Here is a 13,151-nt window from a genome sequence, read left to right as displayed (position 1 = left end):
GCCGAACAGGTCGACGGCCGCGCGATTGGCCGCCTCGATCCGTTTGGCCGCGTCGATCAGGAAGACCGGATGGGGAAAGTCGTCATAGAGCGCAGCAACGACGTGATCCTTGAAGAACGCCATGTCTCGACAATGCCCAGCGGAACATCGCCGCATAAGACCAGAAATCGCGGGCCTGGGAAACGGGCAAGTGACGTAAATCTAATTTATTCGACACGCACGGTCGCATCGCCGCGCGCCGCCAGCGCCGCGAGATCGGCGGGCTTCAGTTCGACCGATTCGCCGCAGCCGCAGGCCGACGTCTGGTTCGGATTGTGGAAGGTGAAGCCGGAGCGCAACGTCGTCACCTCGAAATCCATCTGCGTGCCCAAAAGATAGAGCACGGCCTCCGGCGCGACCCAGACACGGGCGCCGGCATGCTCCACGAGATCGTCCTTGGCATTCGGTTCGGTGACGAGATCGATGGCATATTCCATGCCGGCGCAGCCGCCCTTCTTGATGCCGACGCGGATACCCCTGGCCTCGCCGCCGGCATTGTCGACGATCGCCTTGACGCGGTCTGCCGCCGCGTCGGTCAGTGTCATGACTGCAAAGCCCATCGGCCGATTCTCCTTCGCCGACCGGGTTCAAGGCCCGGCGGTTCATGATTCCAATGTAGTGTCGGGCGGTTAACGCTTCAATGCAAGTCGCGCCGTGTCAGTACCAGCCGACGGCGACCTGCGCCTCTTCCGACATGCGGTCCGGCGTCCACGGCGGATCGAAGGTCATCTTGACCTCGACGCCCGAGACACCCTCGACGGCGCCGACGGCATTCTCGACCCAGCCCGGCATCTCGCCCGCCACCGGGCAGCCGGGCGCCGTCAGCGTCATGTCGATCTTCACCATCCGGTCGTCCTCGATGTCGATCTTGTAGATCAGGCCGAGTTCGAAGATGTCGGCCGGGATTTCCGGATCGTAGACGGTCTTCAGCGCGGAGATGATGTCGTCGGAAAGACGTGCCAGTTCCTCGGCGGGGATGGCCGAATTGACGATGCCGTCGCGGGCATCGATCTTTTCTGCGGTGGCGTCGGCGGACATGGCTTTCTCCTCAGGCGAAGAACTTGCGGGCGTGGTCGAGCGCGTCGGCCAGGATATCGACCTCGGCGCGGGTGTTGTAGAGGCCGAAGGATGCCCGGCATGTGGAGGTGACGCCGAAGCGTTTCAAGAGCGGCTGGGCGCAATGGGTGCCGGCGCGCACCGCGACGCCCGCCCGGTCGATGACCATCGAGATGTCATGGGCATGGATGCCCTCGAGTTCGAAGGAGAAGATCGAGCCCTTGCCGGGTGCCGTGCCGAAGATGCGCAGCGAATTGATCGACGACAGGCGCTCGTGGGCATAGGCGGCAAGATCCGCCTCGTGGCGGGCGATCGCCGCGCGTCCGAGCGTCTCCATGTAGTCGAGCGCATAGCCGAGCCCGATCGCCTGCACGATCGGCGGCGTACCGGCCTCGAAACGGTGCGGCGGATCGTTGTAGGTCACCAGGTCCTCGGTGACCTCGAAGATCATCTCGCCGCCGCCCTGGAACGGCCGCATCTCGCGCAGCCGCTCGGCCTTGCCGTAGAGCACGCCGATGCCCGAGGGACCGTAGAGCTTGTGGCCGGTCATGACGTACCAGTCGCAGTCGATGTCCTGCACGTCGACCGGCATGTGCACGGCGCCCTGCGAGCCGTCGACCAGTACCGGGATGCCGCGCTCGCGGGCGATGCGGCAGATCTCCTTGACCGGAACGATCGTGCCGAGCGCATTCGACATGTGGGTGATCGCGATCAGCTTGGTGCGCTCCGTCAGGCACTTGACGAAGTCCTCGACGTGGAAGGCACCCTCGTCGTCGACCGGCGCCCAGACGAGCCTGGCGCCCTGCCGTTCGCGGATGAAGTGCCACGGCACGATATTGGAGTGGTGCTCCATGATCGACAGCACGATCTCGTCGCCCTCGCCGATCGTCGGCATGCCGTAGCCGTAGGCGACCGTGTTGATCGCCTCGGTGGAGGACTTGGTGAAGACGATCTCGTCGACGGACGGCGCATTGAGGAACCGGCGCACCTTGTCGCGCGCCGCCTCATAGGCGTCGGTAGCGGCGTTCGACAGGAAATGCAGGCCGCGATGCACGTTGGCATATTCGTTCGCATAGGCATGCGCCACCGCGTCGATCACCTGCTGCGGCTTCTGCGCCGAGGCGCCGTTGTCGAGATAGACCAGCGGCTTGCCATAGACCTCGCGCGAAAGGATCGGAAAATCCCTACGGATCGCTTCGATGTCGTAGCCGGCTGCCGGTGTCTTCGCGTCCATGTCAGGCATGCCTTTCCAGCCAGGCGCCGATGACGCCTTCCAGCGCCTCGACGAGCGGCTCGTCCTCCAGTTCCTCGACGATCTCGGCAACGAAGGCGTTGACCAGCATGGCGCGTGCCTTGCTCTCCGGAATGCCGCGGGCCATCAGGTAGAAGAGCTGCGTGTGGTCGATGTCGATCACCGTCGCGCCATGGCCGCACTGCACGTCGTCGGCGAAGATCTCGAGCTCGGGCTTGGCCGAAAACTCGGCCTCGTCCGACAAGAGCAGCGTGTTGCACGACATCTTCGCATCGGTCTTCTGCGCATCGGGCGCGACCCGGATCTGGCCTTGGAAGACGCCGCGCGCGCGGTCGAAGACGACGTTGCGGATGACTTCGGTCGAGGCGGTGTTCGGCACGTCGTGGCCGACCGTGAAGGTCACGTCGGTATGCGTGTCGCCGCCCAGCAGGTTGATGCCGCGCAGGGTGAATTCCGCCCCCTCGCCGACCACCGCGACATGGATCTCCTGCCGCACCAGCTTGCCGCCGGCATTGATGACATAGAGCTTCAGCCTGGCGTCGGCGCCGAGATCGATGGAAATCTGGCCGAGATGCGTGTCCTCGGCGCCCTGACCCTGGAAGATGATCCAGGTCACGTCCGCACCGTCGCCAAGCGTCACGGCGGTGACGGCGCTGACGAAGCCCTGCCTGTCGCCGGCCGTCTCGTAGCGCTCGACGACGGTCGCGGCGCTCTTCGCGCCGAAGGAGACCTGCGAGCGGCTGTGCGTCTGGCCGGCATTCTGCAGCACCTGGAATTCCAGCGGTTCGGCGAGCACCGTCCCGGCGGCAATTCGGACAACGAGACCGTCGCGCACGAAAGCCCCGTTGACGCGGCCGATCGCGTCGTCCGATCCGCGCGCCACGAGGGCTTCGGCCGCCGAGCCGTCGCCCAGCGCCTCGGCGAAGGCGCCGACCGTGACGCCGTCCGGCGCGGATGCCGGCTGGGCCTTGCCGTTCAGGATGGACAACACCGTGGAGCCGGCGACGACCGGCGCAACCATCGCGGCGGCGGCAGCCGGGTCGACCGGCGGCACGGCGCGCAGCAGCGCCTTCAGGTCGGTATAGTGCCAGGATTCGACGCGGCGGGTCGGCAGCCCGAAGGACTTGAGGTCCGTCAGGAGCCGGTCGCGCGCGGCGATCACCTCGCCGTTGCCCGGCAGTTCGCCGATCTGCTGGTCATAGGCCTCGGCGAGCGCGGCTTCGGCAGCGGACGTCCGGATGCCTGCTTGCATATTCATGGAGGTCGTCTCCCTATCGATGCATCAGGCGGCGGCGCCGATGATGTCGGCGTAGCCGTTTGCTTCGAGATCATGCGCCAGCGTCTTGTCGCCGGACTTGATGACCTGGCCCCGGTAGAGCACATGGACCGTGTCCGGCACGATATAGTCGAGCAGGCGCTGGTAGTGCGTGATGACGATGACGGCGCGGTCGGGCGAGCGCAGCGCGTTGACGCCGTCGGCGACGATCTTCAGCGCGTCGATGTCGAGGCCGGAATCCGTCTCGTCGAGCACGCAGAGCTTCGGCTCGAGCAACGACATCTGCAGGATCTCGGCGCGCTTCTTCTCACCGCCGGAAAAGCCGACATTCAGCGGCCGGCGCAGCATTTCCGGAGCGATCTTAAGCTCTTCTGCGGCTTCCTTGACTCGGCGCATGAAGTCCGGCGTCGTCAGTTCGTCCTCGCCGCGCGCCTTGCGCTGCTCGTTCATCGCGACCTTGAGGAACTGCATCGTGGCGACGCCCGGGATTTCGACCGGATACTGGAAGGCGAGGAAGATGCCCCTGGCGGCACGCTCGGACGGGTCGAGTTCGAGGATGCTCTCGCCGTCGTAGAGGATGTCGCCCTCGGTGACCTCGTAGTCCTCGCGCCCCGACAGGATGTAGGACAGCGTCGACTTGCCGGAGCCGTTCGGCCCCATGATGGCGGCGACCTCGCCGGCCTTCACGGTGAGGTTCAGCCCGCGGATGATCTCGGTGCCGTCCTCGGCGATGCGTGCGTGCAGGTTCTTGATTTCAAGCATGTTCGTTTCCTTCGTGTCTCGGCGGAGACCCATGTTCCTCTTCGGATCAGACCTATTCGGCCAGCTCCAGGCGTTTCTCAATACGGTCGAGGGCGGACACCTTCAGCCCGGCGATTTCGCCGTCGTGCAAGGTCTGGGCGGCCATCAGTCCGGCCATGTGCTGGCGGATGATCGGCATCTCCGCCCGCATGCCCGTCATCTCCTCCGTCATGGAGGCCATGTCGGCCCGCATGCCCCGGAGATGTTCCAGGATCAGGCTCTCGACCTTCTCGTTCATTACCCCACACTGCCCTCGAGCGAGATGTTGATCAGCTTCTGCGCCTCGACAGCGAATTCCATCGGCAGTTCCTGGATGACTTCCTTGACGAAGCCGTTAACGATGAGCGCGATAGCCGCCTCTTCGGGAATGCCGCGCTGCATGCAGTAGAACAGCTGGTCCTCGGAGATCTTCGACGTCGTCGCCTCGTGCTCGAACTGCGCCGTCGAATTCCTCGCCTCGATATAGGGCACGGTATGCGCGCCGCACCGGTCGCCGATCAGCAGCGAATCGCACTGGGTGAAGTTGCGGGCATTCTCCGCCTTGCGGTGCGTGGAGACCTGGCCACGATAGGTGTTCTGCGACACACCGGCGGCAATGCCCTTGGAGATGATGCGGCTCGACGTGTTCTTGCCGAGATGGATCATCTTGGTGCCACTGTCGATCTGCTGGTGGCCGTTCGACACCGCGATCGAGTAGAACTCGCCGCGCGAACCGTCGCCGCGCAGGATGCAGGACGGGTATTTCCAGGTGATCGCCGAACCGGTTTCGACCTGCGTCCAGGAGATCTTGGCGTTCTTGCCCCGGCAATCGCCGCGCTTGGTGACGAAGTTGTAGATGCCGCCCTTGCCGTCCTTGTCGCCCGGATACCAGTTCTGCACCGTCGAATACTTGATCTCGGCATCGTCGAGCGCGACGAGCTCGACGACGGCGGCATGCAGCTGGTTCTCGTCGCGCTGCGGCGCCGTGCAGCCCTCGAGATAGGAGACATAGGCCCCCTCCTCGGCGATGATCAGCGTGCGCTCGAACTGGCCGGTGTTCTTCTCGTTGATGCGGAAATAGGTCGACAGTTCCATCGGGCAGCGGACGCCCTTCGGCACGAAGACGAAGGATCCGTCGGTGAAGACCGCCGAGTTCAGCGTGGCATAGTAGTTGTCCGTGGTCGGGACGACGGTGCCGAGATACTTCCTGACGAGGTCCGGATGCTCGCGAACGGCTTCCGAGATCGACATGAAGATCACGCCGGCCTTCTTCAGCTCCTCCTTGAAGGTGGTGATGACCGAGACGGAATCGAAGACGGCATCGACGGCGATCTTCGACGACTGGACGCCGGCGAGGATTTCCTGCTCGCGCAGCGGGATGCCGAGCTTCTCATAGGTCTTGAGAATTTCGGGATCGACCTCGTCGAGCGACTTCGGGCCGGACTGGCTCTTCGGCGCGGCGTAGTAATACAGTTCGTTGAATTCGATCTTCGGGTAGTCGACGCGCGCCCAGGTCGGCTCCTCGAGCGTCAGCCAGCGGCGATAGGCCTCGAGGCGCCATTCGAGCATCCACTCCGGCTCGTCCTTCTTGGCCGAGATGAAGCGGATGATGTCCTCGGACAGGCCCTTCGGGGCCTTGTCCATCTCGATCGTCGTCTCGAAACCGTATTTGTACTGATCCACGTCGATCTGGCGGACCTGGTCGATCGTTTCCTGCACCGCAGGCATCTCGTTCTCCAATCTTGCCGGATTTAAGGTTCCGGCAGCTTGTCAACGTCTGGCGGGACCTCCCGCCGGTTATGTAGGCGCCAGAAGGGGCTTTTCCCACCTTTTGGCAAGCGAAAACTTGTGTTTTCGCAGTTTTCCGGTCAGGCCGCCGCCTCGCCGATCCGCCGCCGTCCGGCGACGCGTTCGAAGGCGGCGAGAAACCGCTGCACGTCCTCCTCCGAGGTCGTCTCGCCGAGCGACACGCGCAGGCCCCCGAGCGCCGCGTCGAAGCCCATGGCCGTCAGCACGTGGCTGGCGCCGACCTTGCCCGAGGAGCAGGCGGACCCGGCCGACAGCGCGATGCCTTCCAGGTCGAAGGCGATCTGTCCCGTCTCCGATTTCAGCCCCGGCAGGCTGAAGAAGCTGGTATTGGCAAGCCGCGGGCCGTCGCGGCCATGGACGATCACATCCGGCGCGACCTCCCGCATTTGCGCTTCCAGGCGATCGCGCAGCGCAGCGACGCGGGCATTGCGTGCGTCGAACCCGTCGAGCGCGGCCTGCGCCGCAGCACTGAAGCCGGCGAGCGCCGCCACGTTTTCCGTGCCGGAGCGATGGCCCTTCTCCTGGCCGCCGCCATGCACCAGCGGTGCCGGCATCAGCACCTCGCCGCGCGCGACGAGCGCGCCGGCGCCCTTGGGTCCGCCGAGCTTGTGCGAGGACAGGATGAGGAAATCCGCATCCAGCGCCGCAATCGACAGCGGCAGGCGTCCGGCACCCTGAACCGCATCGACGACCATCAGGCCGCGGTGGCGATGCACGATCCCGGCGGCCTCGCGCACCGGCTGGACGATGCCCGTCTCGTTGTTCGCCAGCATGACGGCGACCATCGGCAGGCCGGTCGCGGCGTCATGCGCGGCGAGAAGCCGCTCGAGTGCGGCGAGATCGACGACGCCCGCCGGCGTCACCGGGATTTCGGTCACGGCGTCGCGGGGAAAACGCCCGCCCTCGCGCAGCGCCGGATGCTCGATCGCCGAGACATAGAGCCGGCCGATCGCAAGCGGCGCCTTGCCCATCCGGAAGACGGGCGTCAGCACGAGATTGGCGGCCTCCGTCGCGCCGCTGGTGAAGACGACATGCGCGGCATCGGCGCCGGCAAGCACGGCGACGGCACGGCGCGCGCCCTCGACGAGCGCCCGGGCGGCACGCCCCTCGCCGTGCACCGAGGACGGATTGCCGACGAGGTCGAAAGCCGCGACGGCGGCCGCGCGCGCCGCCGGATTGAGCGGCGCCGTGGCGTTCCAGTCGAGATAGGTCCGTTCCGGTCGGGACATCGAATTCAACCGTCCAATCCTGCCTGCGACAGCCCCGGGTGCATTTTTCTTGAAATCGTCGCCGGGCTTGCCGTATGAGACGAAACTCGCAGCGCCGATTGCGCGCATCCAGTTTCGAATGGTTCTAAACTAGGTTCTAGAAAAGCTGACTGGTTTCGTCAAGACATCCAGTGCGCAAGAATCGGATTTTGGGCCGAAAACATGCCGGAGTGAGAATGCCCGAAATCATCTTCAATGGACCCGCCGGTCGCCTTGAGGGCCGCTACCAGCCGTCCAAGCAGAAGAATGCGCCGATCGCGATCATCCTGCATCCGCATCCGCAGTTCGGCGGCACGATGAACAATCAGATCGTCTACCAGCTCTTCTACATGTTCCAGAAGCGCGGGTTCACGACGCTCCGGTTCAATTTCCGCGGCATCGGGCGCAGCCAGGGCGAATTCGACCACGGAACCGGCGAGCTTTCGGACGCGGCCTCCGCGCTCGACTGGGTGCAGAGCCTGCATCCGGATTCGAAGAGCTGCTGGGTCGCCGGCTATTCCTTCGGCGCCTGGATCGGCATGCAGCTGCTGATGCGCCGGCCGGAAATCGAGGGTTTTCTCTCGATCGCGCCGCAGCCGAACATCTACGACTTCTCGTTCCTCGCCCCCTGCCCGTCCTCCGGCCTCATCATCAACGGCGACGCCGACAAGGTGGCGCCGGAAAAGGACGTCAACGGCCTCGTCGACAAGCTGAAGGCGCAGAAGGGCATCCTGATCACCCACCGCACGGTGGCCGGCGCCAACCACTTCTTCAACAGCCAGGTCGAGACGCTGATGGCCGAATGCGAGGACTATCTCGACCGCCGCCTCGCCGGCGAACTCGTGCCGGAACCGGCGGCGAAGCGCATCCGGTAATCCATTCAGTCATTGCCGATACGACCGCCCTCGTCGGCGCCTGTATCGGCAAGGAGCCGTCCGCGAGGGTTATCGAGGCCTGTCTGACCGGCGCGCTGCCGCCGGTCATGGGAACCGCGCTCCTTCTTGAATGCCGCGACGTCCTTTTACGGGCCAAACCGTTTTCGCGAACACGATTCGACACCGAAGAACGCGCCCTGCGCCTTTCGCGCGTTCCCGAACCTCAAGTGCCTGACGGCGCTTCCGCAAACATCCCGCCCGTCACCGCCTCGCGCACGCCGGTCGTGCCCGGAAAGCTGAGCGGCAGGCCGGCGCGGGAGCGCACGGCGAGATAGGCCCAGGCCTCCGCCTCCATGCTGTCGCCGTCGAGGCCCGCCGCCTCCGCCGAAACGACGCGCGCACCCTGCGCCGCCGCCATGTCGGCAAGGTCCTGCATGACGACCCGGTTCAGCCTGCCGCCGCCGCAGATCACATAGGTTGCCGGCGGCTCCGGCAGGTGGCCGGCGGATTTGAGGATCGCGGCGGCCGTGACATGGGCGAGCGTGCGGGCGCCGTCCTCCAGGCCCGCCTCGCCGCCCGCGGGCGGAATGAAGTCGTTGCGGTCGAGCGAGCGGCGCGCCGATGCGGTGAAAAACGGGCTTTCGAGATACCGTTCCGCAAGACCGGCGAGAACGCGCCCCTCGCTGGCGATCATGCCGCCCTGGTCATAGGGAATGCCGGCATGCGCCTCCACCCACTGGTCGATCAGCGTGTTGCCGGGGCCGCTGTCGAAGGCGACGATCGCCCCGCCGGTGCCGATGAAGGTGAGGTTCGAGATGCCGCCGATATTGACGAAGACGACCGGCGCGGCGAAGTCCTCCGGCAGGTTGCGCGCGAGCGCCGCGTGATAGACGGGGATCAGCGGCGCGCCCTGACCGCCCTGAACCATGTCGTTGGCCCGCATGTCCCAGACGACGTTAATGCCGGTCTCCCGCGCCAGCAGGTCGCCGTCGCCGAGCTGCACGGTCAGCGCCCGGTCCGGCCGGTGCAGCACCGTCTGGCCGTGGAAGCCGAGGACATCGACGTCTCCGGGTACCATATGGTTCTTCTCCAGGAATTCCCGCACCGCGCGGGCATGACGCAGCGTCAGCTCCGTCTCGATCTCCGCCAGGTCGCCGGGGCGCTCCGTGCGCCTGGCGATCGTCTTCGCCGTGTCCAGCGCGCCCTGCAGGCGGCGGCGGAAGGCCGGATCGTAGGACAGGCCCGACGCAGGTCCCCGTTCGACGCGGCCCGCGCCATCGGTGCGCAGCAGGGCGACGTCGACGCCGTCGAGGCTGGTGCCGCTCATCAGGCCGATCGCCGTCAGGACTTCGTGCATGGTCGCCTCCATCGAACGCGCAGCAAACAGGTGCATGCGCGGCAAAACAGTGCTAGAGCACCGCCGCACCGAACGCACTCAATCCTGCCAAGAGAAACAGGTCATGTCCGAATTCAAGTCAGATTTCCTTCGCACGCTCTCCGAGCGCGGCTTCATCCACCAGATTTCCGATGAAACCGGCCTCGACGATCTCCTCTGCAAGGAAACCGTGACCGCCTATATCGGCTTCGACCCGACGGCGCCGAGCCTGCATGCGGGCGGCCTGATCCAGATCATGATGCTGCACTGGCTGCAGCAGACCGGCCATCGTCCGGTCTCGCTGATGGGCGGCGGCACCGGCATGGTGGGCGACCCGTCCTTCAAGGACGAGGCGCGCCAGCTGATGACGCCGGAGACGATCGACGCCAACATCGCCGGCATCAAGAAGGTGTTCTCCAACTATCTCGCCTATGGCGAGGGCCCGAAGGACGCGCGGATGATCAACAATGCCGACTGGCTGCTCGGCATCAACTATCTCGAATTCCTGCGCGACGTCGGCCGGCATTTCTCGGTCAACCGCATGCTGTCCTTCGACAGCGTCAAGATGCGGCTCGAGCGCGAGCAGTCGCTGTCCTTCCTCGAATTCAACTACATGATCCTGCAGGCCTACGACTTCGTCGAACTCAACAAGCGCCACGACGTGCGTCTCCAGATGGGCGGCTCGGACCAGTGGGGCAACATCGTCAACGGCATCGACCTCGGCCACCGCATGGGCACGCCGCAGCTCTACGCGCTGACCTCGCCGCTCCTGACGACGGCGTCGGGCGCCAAGATGGGCAAGTCGCTGTCGGGCGCGGTGTGGCTGAACCCGGACATGCTGTCGGCCTACGACTTCTGGCAGTACTGGCGCAACACCGAGGATGCGGACGTCCCGCGCTTCCTCAAGCTCTACACGACGCTGCCGATGGACGAGATCGCAAGGCTGTCGGCGCTCGGCGGCTCGGAGATCAACGAGGTCAAGAAGATCCTCGCGACCGAGATCACCGCCATGCTGCACGGCCGCGACAATGCCGAGCAAGCCGCCGAGACCGCGCGAAAAACCTTCGAGGAAGGCGCGCTCGCCGAGAACCTGCCGTCGATCAGCCTGCCGAAGGCCGAACTCGACGCGGGCATCGGCCTGCTCGCCCTCTTCGTCAAGGCGGGCCTGACCGCGTCCAACGGCGAGGCCCGCCGTCACGTGCAGGGCGGCGCCGTCAGGATCAACGACCAGCCGGTCGCCGACGACCGCATGACGGTCGATGCGGCGAGCCTGACGCCGGAGGGCGTCGTCAAGCTCTCGCTCGGCAAGAAGAAACACGTGCTCGTGCGGCCGGTCTGAGCCGGCGACGCAGCGAGCACAACGACGAAAGCCGCGGTCCGCCCGCGGCTTTCGTCGTTTCGGGCCGTCAGAACTCGAAGATGTTGCGGAAGACGCCGGGCGCGATGATCGACAGCGGGTTGATCGCCAGGTTCGGCTTCTCGAACGGCCCCGTCAGCTTGAAGGTGATGCCGAGCAGGCCGCGGTCGCGGCCGTTGCCAAGGATCGCGCCGATCAGCGGCAGTTCGGCGAAGAGGCGGTTGAGACCGTAGGCGGGCATGAAGGTGCCCGTCATGTCCATGCGGCCGGCCGCATCGCGGAGGGTGCCCTGGAAGGTGGCGCCGACCGTGTCGCCGCGCACCACGCCGTTTTCAATGTCCAGTTTGCCGTTGACGGCCCTTATGCGGGCAAAGCCCCGGTCGAATCGCACCGAGCTCGTATCGATGTCGCGCCGGACCGCCTGATTGAGGCTGCGGCCATTGCTGTCGACCGGGGTCGAGACGATCGACCGCAGCTTCTCCTCGTTGACGAGCGCGAACTTGCGGATGTCGATCGATCCGCGCCAGCCGCCGTCCTGGACGGGACGCAGCCGTACATTCAGGAGCCCGCCCTGCATGTGGTTGTAAAGGTCGGCGAAGCGCGCGACGGCGCCGGCGTCGCCGCTCGTCAGTTCGATATTGTCGGCGCCTTTCCGGCCCTTCACCATGTTGGCGACCATCGCCTGGCCGCTCGCGGTGACGGCGGAAAGCTGGATGGCGTTGACGTCGCTGCCGACGGCCGAATAGGCCATTTCGACGTTGGAAAGCGTCTCGCCGTTGAAGCCGGTCACCTGCCCGAGCTTTGCGTCGAGCGTGACGGCGGTCCGGTCACCGGTCGCGCCGCCGCCCGAGGCGGGCTCCTTGAGCCGCCCGATCACCGGGCGCACGTCGGCGAGGTCGCCGCGCGCCCGGATCCGATAGCCGCCGTCGCCGCGCTCGACGGTCAGCTGCAGGTCGTCCTGCGCGGAGAGCCGCACGCGGTCGAAGCTTGCCGACCGGAGCGTCTGGCCATCGAACACCATTTCACCGCGCACGGAAAAACCGTCGCCGCCGAAATCGAAGCCTTTCAGCCGTGCGACGCCTGCCGCGGTCTCCAGCTCGAAGCGCGCTTTCGCGGCAATGTCGCGCCCCTTGCTCCAGCCGAGCCAGGGCACCGACACCGTCGCGCGGTCGAGGTCGGCGGTGATCTTCTGGTTGCCGGTGCCCACCATCTCCATTTCGAAGCCGACGGGGCCGGCAAGCAGCCCGTCGAGGCCCGGCATCACCTTGTCGCGCGCCGCATCGTCCAGCGTGCCGGAGAGCTTCAGGTCGCGTTGCCGGCCGGATGTCGGGCCGATCGGTTCCACGAGCGCGATCGTCAGCGGCACGCCGTCCACCTCGCCCGCCGCGTCAAGCCGCGCCTCGGTGGGAACGACCGCGAGCCTGCCCGTCAACGCGCCGACCGACCGGCCCGCGAAGGGCTTGCCGATGCCGACGTGCTTCAGGGCGAGTTCGGCGCTCCACTGCGGCGGCGGCGGATCGTGATCGCGGATGAGTCCGATGACGGCCCTGACCTTCGCCGTGATCTCGCCGGAAAAATCGCCGGGTGCGAAACCGGTCTTCTGCAGCGCTTCGATCGGCCGATAGGTCGCCAGTTCGCCGATCGCGTCCGCGGCGCCGGCCAGATTGAGGTCGAGCTCCGCCATCAGCGGCTTGGCATAGGTGTTCGGCAGAACCACCTTGCCGCCGTCGAGGCGCACCGTGCGGCCCGAGGGAAAGTAGGCGGTTCCGGCCGCGATCTCGATGTCGGCCCGCTCCCCGTGCAGCGAGAAGCGCCCGGACGTGTCACGCAACGGCGGGATGTCGCCGGCGACGTTCATGCGCGCACCGGCGATGTCGAAGGAGATCTTCAGCTCATCGCCGACAAGCTCGAGCTTGTCTCCCGGCTTCGGCAGGCGGCCGGCGGGAATGAAGACCTCGATGCGGCCATTGCTGACCCTGCCGCCGAAGATGTTGGCGATGACCCACTGGCGGGCCTTCTTGGCCATCCAGAACGGCCAGAGCTGCTTGACGGTCGCCGATTCGAGGTCTTCGCCCACCATCGCAA

At 66.0% G+C, this 13,151-nt stretch carries 13 protein-coding genes and 1 pseudogene; 3 read left to right on the top strand and 11 right to left on the bottom strand.

All coding sequences use genetic code 11. From position 1 onward, the window contains the following. The 9 genes from LXM94_RS26340 to LXM94_RS23725 form a co-directional block, all read right to left on the bottom strand. Positions 1-123, bottom strand: a 123-nt coding sequence (locus LXM94_RS26340) for a PAS domain-containing protein (RefSeq protein WP_408015693.1), incomplete at its 3' end; no start/stop codon positions are given. A gap of 83 nt (positions 124-206) precedes the next feature. Continuing rightward, positions 207-599, bottom strand: coding sequence for a Fe-S cluster assembly scaffold SufA (sufA, locus tag LXM94_RS23760; protein ID WP_235774046.1), 393 nt, complete (start codon positions 597-599; stop codon positions 207-209). Positions 600-696: 97 nt separating this feature from the next. Next, entirely contained in the window at positions 697-1,077 is a 381-nt protein-coding gene (locus tag LXM94_RS23755) for an SUF system Fe-S cluster assembly protein (RefSeq protein WP_235774044.1), read from the bottom strand. Positions 1,078-1,087: 10 nt separating this feature from the next. Then, entirely contained in the window at positions 1,088-2,329 is a 1,242-nt protein-coding gene (locus LXM94_RS23750) for a cysteine desulfurase (RefSeq protein ID WP_235774042.1), read from the bottom strand. A 1-nt stretch (position 2,330) separates the two neighbouring features. Next, positions 2,331-3,605 (bottom strand): Fe-S cluster assembly protein SufD, encoded by a 1,275-nt coding sequence (sufD, locus tag LXM94_RS23745; protein WP_235774041.1) that lies wholly within the window; start codon positions 3,603-3,605, stop codon positions 2,331-2,333. Positions 3,606-3,629: 24 nt separating this feature from the next. After that, entirely contained in the window at positions 3,630-4,385 is a 756-nt protein-coding gene (gene sufC, locus LXM94_RS23740) for a Fe-S cluster assembly ATPase SufC (protein WP_235774039.1), read from the bottom strand. Between the two features lie 52 nt (positions 4,386-4,437). After that, positions 4,438-4,662 (bottom strand): hypothetical protein, encoded by a 225-nt coding sequence (locus LXM94_RS23735; protein WP_235774037.1) that lies wholly within the window; start codon positions 4,660-4,662, stop codon positions 4,438-4,440. After that, positions 4,662-6,131 carry a Fe-S cluster assembly protein SufB gene (sufB, locus tag LXM94_RS23730; RefSeq protein ID WP_235774035.1) on the bottom strand — a complete coding sequence of 490 codons (1,470 nt, stop codon included), beginning with the start codon at positions 6,129-6,131 and terminating at the stop codon, positions 4,662-4,664. The genes LXM94_RS23735 and sufB overlap by 1 nt, the downstream gene beginning before the upstream one ends. A gap of 140 nt (positions 6,132-6,271) precedes the next feature. Continuing rightward, complete coding sequence (locus LXM94_RS23725) at positions 6,272-7,441, bottom strand: cysteine desulfurase family protein (protein ID WP_235774033.1); 1,170 nt, start codon at positions 7,439-7,441, stop codon at positions 6,272-6,274. Between the two features lie 215 nt (positions 7,442-7,656). Here LXM94_RS23725 and LXM94_RS23720 point away from each other — a divergent pair, with 215 nt between their 5' ends. Together LXM94_RS23720 and LXM94_RS26335 are read left to right on the top strand one after the other, a co-directional pair. Next, on the top strand, positions 7,657-8,334 hold the full coding sequence (locus tag LXM94_RS23720; protein WP_235774031.1) for an alpha/beta hydrolase: 678 nt from the start codon (positions 7,657-7,659) through the stop codon (positions 8,332-8,334). Further along, complete coding sequence (locus LXM94_RS26335; RefSeq protein ID WP_408015692.1) at positions 8,262-8,669, top strand: type II toxin-antitoxin system VapC family toxin; 408 nt, start codon at positions 8,262-8,264, stop codon at positions 8,667-8,669. The genes LXM94_RS23720 and LXM94_RS26335 overlap by 73 nt, the downstream gene beginning before the upstream one ends. Here LXM94_RS26335 and LXM94_RS23715 read toward each other — a convergent pair. Continuing rightward, on the bottom strand, positions 8,558-9,691 hold the full coding sequence (locus LXM94_RS23715) for an anhydro-N-acetylmuramic acid kinase (protein WP_235774029.1): 1,134 nt from the start codon (positions 9,689-9,691) through the stop codon (positions 8,558-8,560). The two genes, LXM94_RS26335 and LXM94_RS23715, sit on opposite strands and share 112 nt — an antisense overlap. A 103-nt stretch (positions 9,692-9,794) precedes the next feature. On the opposite strand from LXM94_RS23715, the gene tyrS reads away from it, so the two are divergent. Further along, on the top strand, positions 9,795-11,048 hold the full coding sequence (gene tyrS, locus LXM94_RS23710; RefSeq protein WP_235774027.1) for a tyrosine--tRNA ligase: 1,254 nt from the start codon (positions 9,795-9,797) through the stop codon (positions 11,046-11,048). 67 nt (positions 11,049-11,115) lie between these two features. Here tyrS and LXM94_RS23705 read toward each other — a convergent pair. Further along, positions 11,116-13,151 (bottom strand): annotated as a pseudogene (locus tag LXM94_RS23705) (DUF3971 domain-containing protein); the annotation flags it as partial.

It is taken from the genome of Rhizobium alarense (assembly GCF_021555155.1).
Taxonomy (GTDB): Bacteria; Pseudomonadota; Alphaproteobacteria; order Rhizobiales; family Rhizobiaceae; genus Rhizobium_D; species Rhizobium_D alarense.
This window is presented reverse-complemented; position numbering and strand designations above follow the sequence as displayed.

Coding starts and splice junctions, on each gene's coding strand:
- LXM94_RS23755 (WP_235774044.1), bottom strand. CDS start 1,077: ATGTCCGCCGACGCCACCGCAGAAAAGATCGATGCCCGCGACGGCATC.
- tyrS (WP_235774027.1), top strand. CDS start 9,795: ATGTCCGAATTCAAGTCAGATTTCCTTCGCACGCTCTCCGAGCGCGGC.
- LXM94_RS26335 (WP_408015692.1), top strand. CDS start 8,262: ATGCGAGGACTATCTCGACCGCCGCCTCGCCGGCGAACTCGTGCCGGA.
- sufC (WP_235774039.1), bottom strand. CDS start 4,385: ATGCTTGAAATCAAGAACCTGCACGCACGCATCGCCGAGGACGGCACC.
- LXM94_RS23735 (WP_235774037.1), bottom strand. CDS start 4,662: ATGAACGAGAAGGTCGAGAGCCTGATCCTGGAACATCTCCGGGGCATG.
- LXM94_RS23750 (WP_235774042.1), bottom strand. CDS start 2,329: ATGGACGCGAAGACACCGGCAGCCGGCTACGACATCGAAGCGATCCGT.
- sufA (WP_235774046.1), bottom strand. CDS start 599: ATGGGCTTTGCAGTCATGACACTGACCGACGCGGCGGCAGACCGCGTC.
- LXM94_RS23720 (WP_235774031.1), top strand. CDS start 7,657: ATGCCCGAAATCATCTTCAATGGACCCGCCGGTCGCCTTGAGGGCCGC.
- sufB (WP_235774035.1), bottom strand. CDS start 6,131: ATGCCTGCGGTGCAGGAAACGATCGACCAGGTCCGCCAGATCGACGTG.
- LXM94_RS23725 (WP_235774033.1), bottom strand. CDS start 7,441: ATGTCCCGACCGGAACGGACCTATCTCGACTGGAACGCCACGGCGCCG.
- sufD (WP_235774041.1), bottom strand. CDS start 3,605: ATGAATATGCAAGCAGGCATCCGGACGTCCGCTGCCGAAGCCGCGCTC.
- LXM94_RS23715 (WP_235774029.1), bottom strand. CDS start 9,691: ATGCACGAAGTCCTGACGGCGATCGGCCTGATGAGCGGCACCAGCCTC.